General features: G+C 29.8%; 15 protein-coding genes and 1 pseudogene. 4 read left to right on the top strand and 12 right to left on the bottom strand.

Features of this window, described 5'->3' with window-relative positions; genetic code table 11:
* On the bottom strand, positions 1 to 246 hold a 246-nt coding region (locus H593_RS19410; RefSeq protein WP_037052433.1), incomplete at its 3' end, for a helix-turn-helix domain-containing protein.
* Positions 247 to 372: 126 nt separating this feature from the next.
* Between H593_RS19410 and H593_RS0114770 the strand changes: the two genes are divergently transcribed.
* Complete coding sequence (locus H593_RS0114770; RefSeq protein ID WP_245585065.1) at positions 373 to 1,524, top strand: GIY-YIG nuclease family protein; 1,152 nt, start codon at positions 373 to 375, stop codon at positions 1,522 to 1,524.
* A 183-nt stretch (positions 1,525 to 1,707) separates the two neighbouring features.
* Here the strand turns inward: H593_RS0114770 and H593_RS0114765 are convergent, their stop codons facing one another.
* The 3 genes from H593_RS0114765 to H593_RS0114755 all read right to left on the bottom strand — a co-directional run bounded on the left by H593_RS0114765 (position 1,708) and on the right by H593_RS0114755 (position 3,762).
* Entirely contained in the window at positions 1,708 to 1,986 is a 279-nt protein-coding gene (locus H593_RS0114765) for a helix-turn-helix domain-containing protein (RefSeq protein ID WP_028873144.1), read from the bottom strand.
* Positions 1,987 to 2,179: 193 nt separating this feature from the next.
* Positions 2,180 to 3,442 carry a type II toxin-antitoxin system HipA family toxin gene (locus H593_RS0114760; RefSeq protein ID WP_028873143.1) on the bottom strand — a complete coding sequence of 421 codons (1,263 nt, stop codon included), beginning with the start codon at positions 3,440 to 3,442 and terminating at the stop codon, positions 2,180 to 2,182.
* Positions 3,442 to 3,762, bottom strand: coding sequence for a helix-turn-helix domain-containing protein (locus H593_RS0114755; RefSeq protein WP_028873142.1), 321 nt, complete (start codon positions 3,760 to 3,762; stop codon positions 3,442 to 3,444). Before H593_RS0114755 ends, H593_RS0114760 begins: the two co-directional genes overlap by 1 nt.
* Positions 3,763 to 4,123: 361 nt before the next feature.
* Between H593_RS0114755 and H593_RS0114750 the strand changes: the two genes are divergently transcribed.
* Entirely contained in the window at positions 4,124 to 5,398 is a 1,275-nt protein-coding gene (locus tag H593_RS0114750) for a tyrosine-type recombinase/integrase (RefSeq protein WP_028873141.1), read from the top strand.
* Positions 5,399 to 5,400: 2 nt separating this feature from the next.
* On the opposite strand, the gene H593_RS0114745 is transcribed toward H593_RS0114750, so the two are convergent.
* Positions 5,401 to 6,540, bottom strand: coding sequence for a competence protein CoiA family protein (locus H593_RS0114745; RefSeq protein ID WP_169338376.1), 1,140 nt, complete (start codon positions 6,538 to 6,540; stop codon positions 5,401 to 5,403).
* Between the two features lie 120 nt (positions 6,541 to 6,660).
* Between H593_RS0114745 and H593_RS0114740 the strand changes: the two genes are divergently transcribed.
* Together H593_RS0114740 and H593_RS0114735 are read left to right on the top strand one after the other, a co-directional pair.
* Positions 6,661 to 9,825 carry an Eco57I restriction-modification methylase domain-containing protein gene (locus H593_RS0114740; protein WP_028873139.1) on the top strand — a complete coding sequence of 1,055 codons (3,165 nt, stop codon included), beginning with the start codon at positions 6,661 to 6,663 and terminating at the stop codon, positions 9,823 to 9,825.
* Between the two features lie 4 nt (positions 9,826 to 9,829).
* Positions 9,830 to 10,966 carry a DUF3800 domain-containing protein gene (locus H593_RS0114735; RefSeq protein ID WP_169338375.1) on the top strand — a complete coding sequence of 379 codons (1,137 nt, stop codon included), beginning with the start codon at positions 9,830 to 9,832 and terminating at the stop codon, positions 10,964 to 10,966.
* A 690-nt stretch (positions 10,967 to 11,656) separates the two neighbouring features.
* On the opposite strand, the gene H593_RS0114730 is transcribed toward H593_RS0114735, so the two are convergent.
* The 7 genes and pseudogenes from H593_RS0114730 to H593_RS21040 all read right to left on the bottom strand — a co-directional run.
* Positions 11,657 to 12,127, bottom strand: a complete 471-nt coding sequence (locus H593_RS0114730) for a hypothetical protein (protein ID WP_157588874.1) — start codon at positions 12,125 to 12,127, stop codon at positions 11,657 to 11,659.
* A gap of 156 nt (positions 12,128 to 12,283) precedes the next feature.
* The gene (locus tag H593_RS0114725) at positions 12,284 to 12,652 is read right to left on the bottom strand and encodes a hypothetical protein (protein ID WP_028873136.1); all 369 of its coding nucleotides are present in this window, start codon (positions 12,650 to 12,652) and stop codon (positions 12,284 to 12,286) included.
* 22 nt (positions 12,653 to 12,674) lie between these two features.
* A complete protein-coding gene (locus H593_RS0114720) occupies positions 12,675 to 13,391 on the bottom strand; it encodes a hypothetical protein (protein ID WP_028873135.1) in 717 nt (238 codons plus the stop codon).
* 174 nt (positions 13,392 to 13,565) lie between these two features.
* Positions 13,566 to 15,206, bottom strand: a complete 1,641-nt coding sequence (locus tag H593_RS0114715; RefSeq protein WP_028873134.1) for a S41 family peptidase — start codon at positions 15,204 to 15,206, stop codon at positions 13,566 to 13,568.
* 140 nt (positions 15,207 to 15,346) lie between these two features.
* Positions 15,347 to 16,003, bottom strand: coding sequence for a hypothetical protein (locus H593_RS0114710; protein ID WP_028873133.1), 657 nt, complete (start codon positions 16,001 to 16,003; stop codon positions 15,347 to 15,349).
* A gap of 28 nt (positions 16,004 to 16,031) precedes the next feature.
* Complete coding sequence (locus H593_RS0114705) at positions 16,032 to 16,445, bottom strand: hypothetical protein (RefSeq protein WP_028873132.1); 414 nt, start codon at positions 16,443 to 16,445, stop codon at positions 16,032 to 16,034.
* A gap of 116 nt (positions 16,446 to 16,561) precedes the next feature.
* Positions 16,562 to 16,784: pseudogene (locus H593_RS21040) on the bottom strand (hypothetical protein); the annotation flags it as partial.

The following is a 16,784-nucleotide window of genomic DNA, read 5'->3' as shown; positions in this document are numbered from 1 at the left end:
CTCATCAGTTAAGATTATAGGCTTGGGTTTCAAACAATGTCTATTAATTGCCTTCTGTTGAGCGTGTTCTGGAATATAACTACCAGCTGTACTTCCTCTACTTGGCGTGTTTCTTTTTAACTCTCTTGATACTGTACTTTTATTGACACCAATAATTATTGCTATTTGTGTAATAGTAATTCCTGTCTCTAATAATGCAGAGATTTGATACCTTTGTGACAAGGTCAATTGTTTATAATGTTTCATTCAAAACGAATATAAATATTGAGCCTAAAATAGATGGGGCTAGCCCCATCTATTTTAAATATTCGTGTTGCACTTATAACTTGAACTTAGAAAGACATATTAAAAGAGATATTTGAGAATGACCCTTTGGGGTTGCTTATTGTTAAGCCTAAGAAGTCAGCTGCACGAACTTCTGATGAAAGGTTGGCTGCTTCCTTTGATGAAATTAATAATTTTATTGAAAATAATGATCTAGAACCCAAGCCAGACCCAACTAATATTTCTGAATATAAATTATATTCTACATTAAAGGGTTTGAGAGATAATGATAAAAAGATGTTGGCATTAGAACCTCAAGATAAGTATGAACTATTAAATACGGTAAAGAAAGAAATTAACTCCATTAATGATATTTTTGGAGATGATTCTTTAGATATTTTAGGAGATGATTCAGAAGGTATTTTTGATTTTAAGCACACTCCTAAAGACTTTGACAGAGCAAAGGCTGATTTTGTTGGGAAAAGGGTTAAATGTAAAGACTTTGATAAATACGAACATCTTTTTAAAGAAGTTCAGAACGATTTAGCACTTGGTAAACGAAAATTAGTTGACTTTAAAGAACCTAATCTTAGGGAGGGAACCTATTATGTTCATAATGGAGTTCTGTTTTTATTAGAAAGTATAACTTATGAGAAAGAGGACCACTATAAAGATGACGGAACGAGAGTTAGAAAAGACGGGAGAACCAGATGCATTTTTGAAAACGGTACAGAATCAAATATTTTAAAACGTTCTGTAGAAAAAAACCTTTATAAAAACGGAAAAGTAGTAACACAGAATATAGATAGTGTCAATAAGGAATTTACTGAAACATTTAACGGTATAACAGAAGAAGATAAAGAAACAGGGCATATTTATGTTTTAAAGTCTAAAAGTAAAAAAGAGGAAATTTCCTCAATAACTAATCTTTATAAAATAGGTTATTCCTCAACAAGTGTTCAGGAACGAATTATGAATGCTGAAAATGAACCTACTTATTTAATGGCTCCCGTTAAAATTGAATCTTCTTGGAGTTGTTATAACATGAATGCGCAGAAGTTTGAACAATTAATTCATCAATTTTTTGGTAATTCTTGTTTGGAAGTAGATGTCTTTGATAAGAAAGGAATCAGACATACACCAAGAGAATGGTTTATTGTTCCATTAGAAGCTGTAGAGCAATCCATTACTCTAATAATTAGTGGAAAGATTGTAAACTACAGTTACGATAAAGATAATGAAGTTATTATTGAGAAATAAAGAACGAACTCAAAACAATAAGCATAGTGCAAAGCATCCTATAAATTGCTGTGAGACCATTCACGGAAAGTTAACATAGTACGAGCCTAAAGAAAACCTGATAAAAGAAAGTACATTATTATTTCGAATAAAGAAGCTGGGTTAAAAATCCTGTCACATTCAGTTGAGGCTTAAAAAAAGAATTTATTGTTTTAAAAGTACTAATGCGTCTTCAATATCACTTCTCTTGTAATATCTGCGATTGCTAATGCCATAGCATTTAATTTTTCCTTTCTTAGTCCAACTCCATAGAGTTGAGGAGTCGATTTTAAGATATTCAGCGGTTTCTTTTCTGGTTAATAGTGCTTCAGGTTTTTGAGACTGAAAATAGTGATTGAGTTCGTTTATTTTTTCTAAGGAGATCAGCTTTTCAAAAATTGTTTCAGTGGCTTTGGGTAGGTCTTCAAGTTTTAAATCTTTCATATGTTCGTATATTAAATTATAGAATTTAAAAATTGAAAGTATTTATTAACAATTAATTTGTCACCTTAGTTGTCACCTAAAAACATAAAACCCTGTAAATGTATTATTTACAGGGTTAATTGTGGAGGTCGAGCGACAGAGTTCGAACTTTTTGAATGAAGATATTGAGTTAATAACCTCTAAGACTATTAATTTATAATTTGAAACAACCACCCATTCTTTCTATTTCTGCTCTGGAAATCCTCATTTTTTTAGCAAGGATTTGCCAGTTGGAAACTACCTCAAGGATTTGGTCAATAATTAATTGAGCTTCTTTTGGGTCTAATCTAAAGTAAGGAGCAACCGATAATGCTAGTTCTAAATTTTGAGAGTTATCCTCGCTGTCTATATTCAATTTAAGTCCATTACCACCTTCTATTGGGTTTATATCATAGGCAGGAGAAAGTGTCCAACCGCCTTCAGATAATATAAATCCGTGATTACGCAAATGATCATCTGTGTTAGAAACACAAATATTGAACACTACACGTGTCCATAACTTTACTAAATCTTCATCTATGTTTGCACCATTTTGCATCAAGAACTCTACAAGGTCTAAATAGCTTACATCATCTTGATGGTCTACACCATCAGTATAACCCAATAAAGTCATAGCCGATGCGAAGTGAATGCGTTGTCCGTCTGCAGTTCTATCAAAACGTTTGGTAATGAAGGTATGTTGATGGTGTGAAAACTTCTGTATTCTTGACGCTGCCATATCAATTCCACATTGAATAGCCATTTCATAAATAAGCTGTTCCCAAGCACCAATATCTTTATCGTCGTTACCGCTTGGGAACTTTGCAATCCATAAAGAGCCGTCTGTATCTTGAACATTTGCTTTAGGCCTTGCGCCACCTAAAGAAGAACCAGGAGCCATTAACATATTTAACCATTGTAAATACTCTGGATCATCTGGTGCATCATCTCGTTCTAATTGTAAACTTGCATATTCTAAATCTCTTAAAGCTGTCCACGGAGGAGCTGACATTTGTGCATTGTTGTCTAGAAATGGACCATCTGCAGCAGTTTTAAAACGTAGTGCACCCATTCTATTTGCATCAAAAACACCAAGAACATAATCAGACTCAAAAAGGGTGCGTGGTTTACGCTCTTCTTTTCTAGCTATTGCGGCTTCTTTTCTTCTCATTAATAATCTTCCCCAACGATCTGGAGAGGAGTCCAGAAAAATACCGAAATTGGACTTGTCTTCATTCAAATATTGTGGTCCTGAAAATAGTTGTAAATCTGGATCGATAGCTGTAGCTTCTTTAAGTTTTAGCCATTCTGAATTATACTCAAATGAGAATAGCTCTTTTCCTTTGTTGAGAGAAGCATATAACATTCCCATTAGGGTAGGCTCATTAAAACCTACCCAATGAGCATACACTAATATTTTTTTTCTTTCAGCACTCATTATTTATTGTTTTTCTTTGGAGCTCGTTCTTTAACTGTTAAATCAGCATCTTGAATTTTACGCCCTAAAGTATCATCATTTGCTACTGTTAAAAGATCTTTTTCTAAACCTAAAACTAATAAGGTTTGCAAGTAATTGCCCATAGATACAGATCCTTTACCTTCTTCAATTTTCCAAAGTGTAGACCTACCAATGTTTGCTCTTTCAGCAACCTGCTCTGCGCTTAACTTTCTTCGTAATCGCGCTAGGCGGATATTCTCTCCTAATTGAGAAAGAATTTTCTCTGCTTTAGGTAGTAATATAGTTTTCTTTTTAGGCATAATGTATCATATAAGATACAAATATACCATTTTTTGTTTCATATATGAAACGTTATGTTTATTTTATAAATAAGGGCTAATGAGGAGAGTAGTGTTGATTTAATATAAAAAACCCTCGTAATCTATTGATTATGAGGGTTTGTGGAGTCGGAGAGAACACAATACATTCAAACAGGTGTGCTTGCTTCGTCTATGTTTTAGTAGGTTTGTTTATGTATTTCAATAATAGTAAGGTTTATAATGGTTTTTTAATATTAGTGCCGATTCGAGGTGATTGGATTAGTTTTGAATTTACCGTACAACTATCGTACATTTTTAAATTATATTCTATATTTGTATTGTAAATTATTATAATACAGAAATGGCTACCGTTAACTTCCTTTATCGCTCTAAAAAAGAAACCGCAAATTTAAATATTAGATTATTGTATCGACTGACCGATTTAGATTCAGAAGCTGGATTTAAAGATATGGTATTAAGTGCGAAAACTCAATATGAGGTTTCAGGCAAATATTGGAAAAAACATCATAAATCTAAAAGTAAAGATTTAAAAGTTCAGAATAAACAAACTCAAATTAATTCTGATTTAAATAAAATAAAAAATTTTATTCTTGGAGTCTTTAATAATACGTTTGATAAAGAGGTTTTAACCAATACTTGGTTAAAGCATCAAATTTATAATTTTTATAACCCAATTGAAACAATTCAAAATGTGCCTAATGATTTAAACGGGGTTATAGAATGTTACATTAAATCTAAGGAGGGTGAAAACAAGCCAGCTTCAATTAGGAAATATTATGTAGTTAAGAATAAGATGTTAAGATTTCAAAATTATTTGGGTAATCAGATTTTGATAAAAGATATAAATGAAGATTTTAAAAATCATTTTGTAAACTATTATAAAAAAGAGAATTACTCGCAAAATACAATGCATAGGGAATTAGTAATTATCAAAACTTTTTGTAAGTATGCAAAAAGTAAGGGTGTTATGACAAGTCCTGAATTAGATTACCTCAAATTAAAACGAGAAGTAGTAGATAAAATTTATTTAACCTTTGATGAGTTAGAGATAATTGATAATAAAGACTACGAGCATGATTATTTGATTAATGCTAAGGATTGGTTAATTATTAGTTGTTTTACAGGTCAAAGAGTTTCAGATTTTATGAGATTCACTAAAGAAATGATTAGGGTAGAAAATGGAAATAAATACTTAGAGTTTAGACAGGTTAAAACTAATAAATTAATGACTGTTCCATTACATCCAAAAGTGTCAGAAGTATTAGATCGACTTAATGGTGAGTTTCCAAGAAGAATTTCTGACCAGCGATATAATGACTATATAAAGAAGGTTTGTGAAATGGCAAAAATTAATGAAGTTATTAAAGGAAAGATTCAAATGAATATTTCCAATAATGAAAAGAAATCAAAAATGAGAACTGTTGCAGGTTTATATCCTAAGCATGATCTTGTGACAAGTCATATAGGTAGACGTTCTTTTGCAACTAATTTTTATGGAACTATACCAACGACCTTACTAATAAACGTTACAGGTCATAGTACTGAAGCTATGTTTTTAAATTATATTGGTAAGAGTAATAAGGATTTGGCTGTTGAATTGACTAATTATTTTTAAAATCACTCCTTGGTGTATTTACATACAACAACTTTGCTATTGTCTAAGACATGGATATTGTAAGCACATTGTCGACATATATCAATATTTACTTTAGACTTCTTTTGAAGACTATTTAAAATTGCCCAAATTTTTTGATATTCTTTTATCTTGGTTACTCCTTGTTTTTCTTGTTTATGGATTGACGGTGAAAAGAAGAATTTTTCATCATCAAAGCAAACATAATCAGCTTTTCCTTTTGTTTTGCGATTAATACCATCCCAATATTGACCACTTTTAATTTTATTAAAAATAGTATGTCGTGCCTTTATGGTTTTTGAGTATTTTTGAAGTCTTAATGGGCAGCAAACTATTTCAGAATAATAGAAACTTAGTAATCTATTACCTGTATTTTTCTGATTATTCAGATACGACTTTTCTTTTTTGTCATTTTCATCTTGAATTTTAGTCAATAATCTCTCTTTTTTAAGTTTTTCCTTCAGTTTTTCTTCTTTAATTCGATTCTTTATTTTTTGATTTAGATCGTACTCCTCAAGAAATTTTTCAGCTAATAATGCCTCTTTACTATTGTAAATCCAACGCTTATATTCTGTCTTATTTATAAGGATATCTCTAAGGATGTTTTTTGTAATGTTGTCTATCAATTTGAATTCGGATAAATCAATTTCAATTAATGAAATTCCTAAATTTTCTATTTTTTTTAATTTTTTTTCGTCAACAAAGTGAGTAACTGCGATTTCAACGAATAGTTTGGTTTTTCTGCATTGAAGCACTATGTCAGGCTTAAAATCATCCTGTAAAACTTCTAATTCGACATTATCAACTTCAATTACTAAAGCTTCAAAGAATACTTTCCCTATTTTTCTTTTCTTATTGTAGTAGTAAAGTTCAGGGATTTTAAACACCTTTTCTTCAGAAATTATTTCTTTAGCTAACAAATGTAGAGCCGACTCTAATGCTCCACCACAATCCTCCATATTGTAGTGAGCAAAGTGGTGTGATTTTATATTTCCTTTGCGTGCAATCAGTTTTCCATTACAATTTGGGTTTGGGCATTTACAGTTGCAAGCTAAACCTGATATAACTTTGCTTATGTGAACAAGTTTGTCATTGTGAACTGCGTAGGTTAGGTTTGATTTCAATTTAAAATGGGATTGTTTGGGATGTAAAAATAGAAAGTATTTCAATTAATCGGAAATGATTATCTAATAAGAGAAAAAGATTTATATTTTTATAAGTTCATTCAAACTATCAAAGATTAAATGTCATTATACCAAGTATCTGTATTAAAAAAGCATCTTAAATTACAAGATCAAGATAAATTAGATAAAGCATACAGAAAGTATACTAAATACTTTTTGAACCCTACCATACAAGAAAATATACGTAGTTCTAAAGAGGAAGAATATCAAGGTATATTTCTGACAGAGCTATTCGTTAATGTTTTAGATTACACATTAAAACCAAAAGCAGATTTTAATCTTGTAGCAGAATACAAAAACCAAAACAACGCACGTAAAGCAGATGGAGCAATATTAGATAATGATTTGGCTATTGGCGTAATTGAACTAAAAGGAACTAATACAAAAGACTTAGAAAGTATACGCAAACAAGCATTCGATTATAAAGCAAACCAAAAAGGATGCATTTATGTGATAACATCAAACTTTGAAAAGCTCCGTTTTTACATTAATGATGCTACCGAGTTTGAAGAGTTTAATTTATTTGAATTACCACAAGAACGTTTTGAATTATTGTATTTATGCTTACAAAAAGATAATGTTATAAATAACATTCCTTTACAAATTAAGGAGGCATCTATTGTAGTAGAAGAACAAATCACAAAGCAATTCTATAAAGATTATTCACTATTTAAAAGAGAGCTTTATAGAGACTTAGTAAAGCGTAATGCAAAAGGTTTAAAAAACGGAAATGTCTCCTCGAGCCCAGGCGAAAAGTATCAAGAAGAACAAACAGAAGAACAAAAAGCCGAATTAGTTCGTTTAGAAAAAAACGTAAAACTAACCCTCTTTAAAAAATCTCAAAAATTAATAGATAGGTTTCTATTTATCTTCTTCGCAGAAGATAGAGGTTTATTACCACCAAACAGTACGCAACAAATATTAGATAAATGGAAAGCAGATATAGAATTTGGAGACGATAGACCGCTTTATAACCTCTTTAAGCAATACTTTAAGTTTTTAGACCAAGGTAGAGCAGGTGTTGGTAAAAGAGCCGAAATATATGCCTACAATGGAGGTTTATTTAAAAAAGATAATCTATTAGATAATTTAGTAATTGATAACGAGTTACTATATAAATACACAAAACAGTTAGCAGGATATGATTTCGAAAGTCAAGTAGATGTAAATATTTTAGGACATATTTTTGAAAATTCTTTAAATGAAATTGAAAGTGTAAATGCTGAAATTGAGGGTGGTGATTTTGATAAGCAAAAATCAAAACGTAAAAAAGATGGTGTGTTCTATACGCCCAAATACATAACTAAATATATTGTTGAAAATACAATTGGTAAACTCTGTGAAGAAAAGAAAACAGAATTAGGCTTTAAAGAAGAAGAGTATTTTAAAGGCAGAAAAAACAGAAATAAAACCACTATTGAGAAATTAGTAACAATACTTGACACCTACAGAGATTGGTTATTACATTTGACTATATGTGACCCAGCATGTGGTTCAGGTGCGTTTTTAAACCAAGCATTAGACTTTTTGATAAAAGAACACACCTATATAGACGAGCTTAAAACAAAAGTATTAGGTGGTGGTTTACAGTTTCCAGATATAGAAAATACAATTTTGGAAAACAATATTTATGGTGTAGATTTAAACGAAGAATCTATAGAAATCGCAAAACTATCCCTTTGGTTACGCACCGCACAACCAAGACGTAAATTAAACGATTTAAGCTCTAATATTAAATGTGGTAACTCTTTAATAGACAGTAAAGCAGTTGCAGGAGATAAAGCTTTTAATTGGCAAGAACAATTTCCTAAAGTATTTGCAAAAGATGGTTTTGATGTTGTGATTGGGAATCCACCTTATGTTAAGGCAAGAGATAATGAAGATGTCAAAGGAAGGAAATTTATTGAGTCTAATTATATCTCTGCATATAAGATGTGGGACCTATACATTCCTTTTATCGAAAAAAGTTTAAATATCTTAAAACATCACGGTATAAATGCGATGATTATTCCCGATACAATTGGTAAAGCGGATTATGCATCGAAGTTAGTAGATTTAATTGAGGAAAATTATTTTCTATATCAAATAGATTTTTTTCCAGATGTATATGTATTTGAAAATGTTGGTGTAAGAAGTAAAATTCCTTTTATACGAAAAACAAAATCCAATGTTCTATCAATAAGGGTGACTCATACACCTACGATTTTTGATTATGACTTAATAAAAACTGTAAAAGAAAAAGGGAATAGTCAGTACTTATTAGAAAATGCAGAATTTGAAATTCCTGAAGTGAACACTTCAAAATTAGAGGATATATGCTATGTGAGTTATGGGATGCGTCTAAATAGTGATAAGCAAGATCCTAATAAGTTTAAGAAGACTGATTTATTATCTGAAAATATTAATGATATAAACTCAAAAGCATATACAGAAGGCAAATATATTGATAGGTACATAATTAATAAAGAATTATATCTCGAATGGAATACAGAAAGAAGTCCGAATAGACTTGTTAGACCTACTTTTCCAGAATTATACCCACCAGAGAAACTATTATTATCGAGACAAAAACGAATCGCAGCTTTTTCTGGTAAAGGTCATTATTGTGATAACACAATAATAATGGCTATTAAAGCTATAGATTTGAAGGATGTCAATAATAATAGTATTAATAAATATTATAAAAATATTAATAAGGATAGAAAAGAAATAGAGGAAAAATCCAAATTGTTTGATTTAAGGTACTTGCTTTCGATTATTAATTCAAAAATGATAGCATATTTTATAAAATATGAAAGTAAAGGGAAAATTGATTTTTATCCAGACGATTGGAAAAAAATACCAATAAAAAATATTTCTAAAGAGCTTCAGAGCACTTTTGTAGTTAAAGTTGACTTTATACTTCAACAAAGTGCAGTTTTAAATGATATTTCTGCTCAATTTCAGCGCACATTAAATCGTAAATTTGAGTTGGAATTATTGCCAAAAAAATTGCAATACTGGTATGAATTGGATTTTACAAATTTCATAAAGGAACTTAAAAAGAAAAAAATACTTCTTTCTTTAATTGAAGAAACAGATTGGGAAGATTATTTTTTATCTGAGAAACTAAAAGCAAATGAGTTACAAACTCAAATAAATCAAACAGACGCAGAAATTGATGCTATGGTTTATGAGCTATATGATCTAACTAATGAGGAAATTACAATAGTAGAGAATGGTTAAAACTATGAATGAAAAGGTTTACGTATATGGTGATGAGTTCGGTACTTCAACTTTAAAAAGTAATGATGTCAAAAATATTACTCACTTTGTTTATGCAGCAATATTAGTTAAAGAATCTCAACTTCAAAATGCTAAAAAAGTTAGGGATGAAATAAGTGAAAAATTCTTCAAAGGGAATGTTCTAAAATCAAATTCTAAAATATTAAGGAATGAACAAATTAGGTTAGAAGTCTTAGATTATTTAATTAATAATTTGAAATTCATTGTCTATTTATTAGTAATAGATAAAGAGAAATTGGATAAAGAGAAAGGTGGATTGAGATTTAAAGAAGTATTCTATAAGTATTTTCAGAAAATATTTGTTTCACAAATAAATAATAATTTTTCTGATTTTGAAATCCATATGGATAACTTGATTAATGAGAAATATGAAATAGAATTGAAAAATTATATCGCTCAAAATTATCAAGATAATTTTTTTCAAAAGTATCATATATCTGATGATACCGATGAAACATTAATTCAATTAGCAGATGTCTTAGCAGGTTCTTATGGTAGAGTGTTTAATAAAGCATTTATTACTGATAACAGTGAAGCTATTTTTGATAAGTTGCAGCCAGTTACAGGGAATATTTCATTCTTTCCTTATAGGGAAGACTCTAAATTATTTGTTGTAAATGAAGAGAAAAAAATAGATCAAGAAATTTATAATATTGTAAGAAATGACGCTCTGGATAATTTTGAAATTGAAAATGATATAATTATTAAAAGTGTTATTGAGTATTTGTTGTGGTATCAGAAAGTTATGCCATTTCGATATACTCAAACTTATGAAATTATTAATACAATAAAAAATAATACTGGTAAAGAGGTTTCTGTAGAAAATTTAAGAATTATAATAAAGAATTTAAGATTTAAGGGTATTATAATTGTTTCGTCGTCGAGTAAAAGTGGCTATAAGTTTGCTGTAAATAAGTCAGATGTTCATGTTTATTTCGGACATTATTTAAATTATATTCTACCAATGTTGAAAAAAGTTGAAATAGCTAATAGTGTCTTTTTGAATAAAACAGTTGGAGACTTTATACCCTTGGAAGATATGGATGAGTTAAAAAGTTTAGTTGAAACCTTAGTTAGGTAGTTTTTTTGATTTTTTAAATTGTTTTTGAAAATCAGTCTCCTCAGCACCTAAAGGAAATATAACGTGATACCATAGGCAATTAAAGTAATAGATAATTGTGCGCAAGTATCGAGGAGATTTTTTTCTTTTTGGCATCTTTTTTAGAATAAGCTATTATTTGCTCTTTGTACACAATGTAATACTTTTTGGTCTAAATTAACAACCCTTATTGATTACAAATGTTATCCATCAATTAGTTGAAAATATTCTAATTAGAGTAAATCGAACTGGTGTTTCTGATTACATGTGTAATCAGAAAGAGTACATATGTAATCAGAAAGATTACATATGTACTGTGTTTTAGTAATAAAATGGTTGATTTCACCTCTTTTTAAATTGAAATATCTTTTAACTTAATTCCTTTAAGATTTACGTTTGTTCTTGCTTTTTCGAATGAAAATCATACATGTCTAAATGACCGATATGATTTTATTTTAAAATCTGCTTTATTTCAGAATAAATTCATGGGTATTCCACTGTATTAATTTTTTTGATTTTTTAAAATTGGTTTCTTAATATTATTTGAAACGGTCTTGTGTATGGTTAGTTGCGTGGTTAAGCAACTAATTTAGTAAACAAATACGAACCCGAGAAAATTCCGAAGGAATTTTCTAAATAAGCACTTGCCAAAGCAATTAATTATACACGGTGTTACCTGCTGGCTTTTTTTACTTTTATTCCAACAGTATGTCTGTCAATCGTCTCAAAAAAGTCAACTACATATCTGTCATCTACGCGAAATAATTTTTCTCCGTTTTGTTCGACTTTCAATTCATTCAGATTTTCTTTTATAATCAGCGCATCGTTTGGGTTGTTGAGTGAAAAATTTATATCATTTCCAATCCACAAAGCTTGTCCGCTTTTTAATTCACACGTTATTATTTTGTTTTCAGAATCAGTTTTAGATTCAGTTCCGATTTCGTAAGCTTTTTTAATTTCACGTATTTCAAAATCCGAGTCAAATTCCACAATTCTTGGATTCGTTACAAACACTTCTCCATTCGGACCACATTCATATGTCACGAAAATTGGTTTTTCCGTTGTGTTGAAAATATAAAAATCCGTGTTGTAAGAACAACTCGTTAAAGTCAGTAATAATATAATTCCGATTATTTTTCGCATTTCTATTTTTAGCTTGCAGGTAACGTTTATGTATATGAGCTGTGCCGTGTTTTAGCACGAACCTCTCCAAATAAAAACTGGCTATGGGAAATCCGCAGGATTTTCCAAGTGAGGACAGACCCAGCCATAGCTTATATCCGGTGTTGGCAGTAGTGTTTATTTTTCAATTGTCCAATTTCCATCACTGTATGAACAAGTTATAGTACATATTAAATTTCCTTCGCTATCTTTAACGTAAAGCTTTCTAAAAATTCCAATTGTAATTTGAAGACTATCTTCCTCTTGTTCTAATAGTTCATAAATTAATAAGTCAATTTCCTCTGCATTTTCTGAATAGATATGATGCCATCTAAATGTATTTAAAACCGATTCACTTGTGTCATATGTTATTATTTTTGCGACAGTTACGTATGGTAATGAACCAACATTTTGATTTCCAGAAATAATCTCAACGTATTCAGGAAAAGTTACTATACTTTCAACAGGTATTCTTAATTTGTTTTGAATTTTAGTTATTTCTTCCATTTTATTAACCTCTATTATACTATTATTTTTTCTTTGTTAAATTATAAAATTTGACCGTATTATCAATTTTGTTTTGGATGCTATCATTTACTTCTTTGTTATGTTTTAAAAATGAATTTTTTACGTCATCCTCGTTTTTAATCAAATTGTAAATTGTCCAATCAAACACAAGTTCTTTACTAAAACTTCCATCTCTCATCGGAACATTATATTCTTTAATAATTGGATGTTGTTTATCATTTAAAAGATGATTGACTAAATTTTGATTTTCTTTTGGTACAATGTCAAAACATTTTCGGTCTATAATTCCTCCAGCCCAATTTTGTTTTGATTCAATGTTATAAGCGTTCGTTAATCCTTTTCCAACTACTGTAGTTCCGCGCTTATTTCCAACAGAAACTGGTCCGTAGGAAAGTCCACCTCTTATGGGAATTCCGTCAGCCATAGTTGCTCCAATTAACATTCTGCAATATGAAATTATATATAAAAGCCCTCTTTGACTTAAATTCTCTTGAATGAAAATTATACTATCAGATATTACGTAAATTTTAATTTTTAAGGATTCCATTTCATTTTGAGGCGTAATTGCTCCAAGAATCATATTGGTCATTTTTTCCGCTTGACTTATACTCTCATATAATCCAAAATCGTAAATATCCATTAATTCTTCGTGAGAATTTTTTTCGACCAAGTTTTTGAATCCTAAAACATCAAAAAAAGCTACAAAGGAATTTTTCATTTAATTTTCTTATGGTCTATGCTTACATTACTGCCAACGTTGTTGTGTATGGACCGTTGCGTGTCTCACACACGAATCATTAAAAGTACAAAACTACGCTGGAAAATTCCCAAGAATTTTCCAGATGAGCACAGACCCAGCAATGGTTTATACACGGTGTTGGCAACAGTATTTTTATTCATTGGCAAATTCAATTGCTTTATCTAAAACTTCATCTTTTCCATCAAGTATTCCTTGAAGAGTTGGGTTGACTTCAACATCTATTTTTACTCCTTTTCGTTGTGTTACTGTTCCATCTGGGTAGAAAATCCCAATACCGCTTATCGCAGTTTTAAACCCTCCTACCATTACTATTCTACTTACATTTCCGTCCGCTCCAGAAGTTTGATTACCAATTGTTACAACATTATCTCCAGTTTGCAAACACATTGTGGTAAATTCTGCCTGACTTTCAGTGTTTCCGTTCACAAGTAAAATTACTTTTCCTTTATATTCTAACTCTTTATTATTTCCGCATTGGTTTCCAATTTGCCAAATAAACTTTCCTGGATAATCTAAAACTGGACGAGTTACAGAGTAAAAATCGTTAGTTTTTGAAGATATGTAACTTGAAACCAAATATAGAGTACTATTAGGGTAATTACGAATATCCATTACAAGGGCTTTAGTATTTACAAGCGAATCCATAATTTTTGGAACATCTTCTATTTCGATTTCTCCCATATTGATATAACCAATGTTATCTTTGAGAGTTTTAAATTTTTCGTTAGACTTCTCCCAATTGTATTTAAAATCCGTAAAAGGATATCTTCCAACTGATTTTTTTACAATTTTATTGTTTCTTAAAACTTCAATATTTACAGAATCGGTTGAACCATTAAAAATGGCGGCATAAGCATTAATTTTTTTTCGTGCTTCGTTAGAACCTGAAATATATCTTTCATTTTCGTTGTAAACCTCCTGAATACTTTTTCCATTTACTTTATTTATGATGTCTCCAATTTTCAAATCATTAAGTAAAGCGAGTGAATCGTTAAACAATTCTGTGACAATTGCTTTTTCTTCAATTATTTCAAATTTTGCAGGAATCCCTTTAAGTCCAAAAAAACTATTTGTCGATTTAGTAACTAAACGAGCGTGGCTGTCCTCAACACTAACAATTAATTCTAACATTGCCAAATTGAAATCCATTTCGCTTTTAGGATTTTGAAATTTTAAAACTATTTGATTTAAAACTGCACTCCATTTTGTATCGGTTTGATATTTATAAGGATAAAAATATTCTATAATATTCCAATATCTAAATAGGGTAAGAAGTCTTAAATTTTCATTTTCCCAATCGTAGGGATAGGATTCTTCATTTGTAATTTCAATATTTCCAACAGCACTTGCTAACGATACGTATTGTTTTTTGCCTTGATGTCTATTGGCTTGAATATATCTTAACTTCTTTGAAAGTTTTTCTGTGAAGAGGTTGTTGTCATCAAGCCAATTTAAGTCAAAGTTAGCAGAGAAATTTCCAAGATTTGAATTTAGGTTACATTTTTCGCATTTCTGTATCTCTCCAAGAGTTTCAATCCAATCTATATAGATTTTTGAAAGTTGTTCTTTGTTTGTTGCATTCTTAACTTTTGGTAAAATTTTAAAAAGTTCTTCGTCCCAATTAAATTTTCCGTTTGCAACTTGAGGATGATAATATTTTAGAAAACCCCAAACTTTGGCTAATGATGTTAGTTTTTCGGTTTCGGTCAAACTTTTATGACTACAGCTTGTTACAAAAATACAAAATGTTAATAATAGTAGGGTTTTCTTCATATTGTTGCCAACGTTGATGTATATGAGCTGTGGCGTGTTTTAGCACGAAACTCTCCAAATATAAACTAACTTTGGGAAATCCATAGATTTTCCAAATAGGCACAGACCAAGCCATAGCTTATATACGGTGTTGGCAATAGTTATTTTTTTCGGTCGTAATATGCTTTTTTTGATTCAGCCAAATCAACTGCTGTTTTAAGTTCCATTTTCTCCGCCATTATATCCACAAAAGTCATTAATAGTTTTAAAAAATTCATAAATGATTCGATTGCAATAATTGATTCGTTTTTGTCTAACTTTTTAATCAATTCATAATAGTCAATAAAATTTTTGTCGAAATGTCCGACCGTTTTATTACGTATTAAAGCAATTTCAGTTTCGTGTTTAAATTTGGCTTTGTAATTTTTTAGGTAACTATTTAGTTTTTTGTAATCATCTAATAATTCGGGATGGTCTTTATCTACAAATGTTTTAAAATCTTTTTGATGAAAATGATATGTATTTATTGTTTCGTAAATTGTCAAAAATCCTGTTTTAGCATAATATATATCCTCCCAATCTGATTTTGAATTAAATAATCCTTTTAACGTGCAAAGTAAGTCTAAAAAGGACGAAGTTAAAAAATTGAAATACTTAATATTACTATCTGAATAAGTAAAAATATGCTGAAGTTTTTCAGAAACTTCGGGCTGTTCCCTGCTACTTTTTATAAATCCAATTAAAGAAATTGATTCTTTTAAATTGGCGTGATGACCATTAATTAATTCTAGATATTCTTTGTTACTTTTTATTTTCATCTAATTTTTTTCAAAGAATTTAATATCTTTATTCTAATCTTAAATATGTTTGAATTTTTCCTTCATCATTTAGTTTGTTATCGGTATAAAATGCTTTAATAGTAAATAAATCATTGTTTTTCAGGTCTATAATAGATTCCACTTCCAAAACTTCAGTAACTCCATCGTTTAATCGTTTTGCAATCCTCATACACGAGTAAGTGCTGTCATTTAATTTTTTTATGTTTTTCCAACAAATATCATTTTTAGACCATCCAAATTCTTTATTTATTTCTGAAAGTAGTGTTCTTTTAGCAAATACTTCTTCTCCAGATGTATATATTTCAATCCGAGATTTTATTATTTCAGAATCGCTATTTAACTCCCAATTTCCAATTATTGAGCTCTCCTTTTGACAACTAAAAAATGTTAATGTTATAATTAATAGGATTGCTTTTTTCATTTGTTTTTTTTAATTATTGCCAACGTGATGTGTATGGTTAGATTCTGTGTTAGCAAACAACAAAAATCCTATATTTTTTTCTATTTTTGTTTTTCAAAACGGCTTTAAGCTAGTTTCTAAAGGGCAGTTTCTATTTCTAATAGAGTTGCTCTTTTTTGTTGCTCATAATTTTGAATAAACCCTTGTTTATTTTTGTAAACAACGTAAATTAATTCTAATAGTTTTCTTTGAACAGCAATCAGTCCTTTCATTTTTATACCACTTTTAGAAACTAATCTTAAATATAATTCTTTATGGTTTTCATTATATTTTACTGCAGATAATGAGGGTAAATGCATC

It is taken from the genome of Psychroserpens burtonensis DSM 12212, assembly GCF_000425305.1.
Classification (GTDB): domain Bacteria; phylum Bacteroidota; class Bacteroidia; order Flavobacteriales; family Flavobacteriaceae; genus Psychroserpens; species Psychroserpens burtonensis.
The sequence above is the reverse complement of the archived record's forward strand: the minus strand, read 5'-3'. Positions and strand labels throughout refer to the sequence as shown.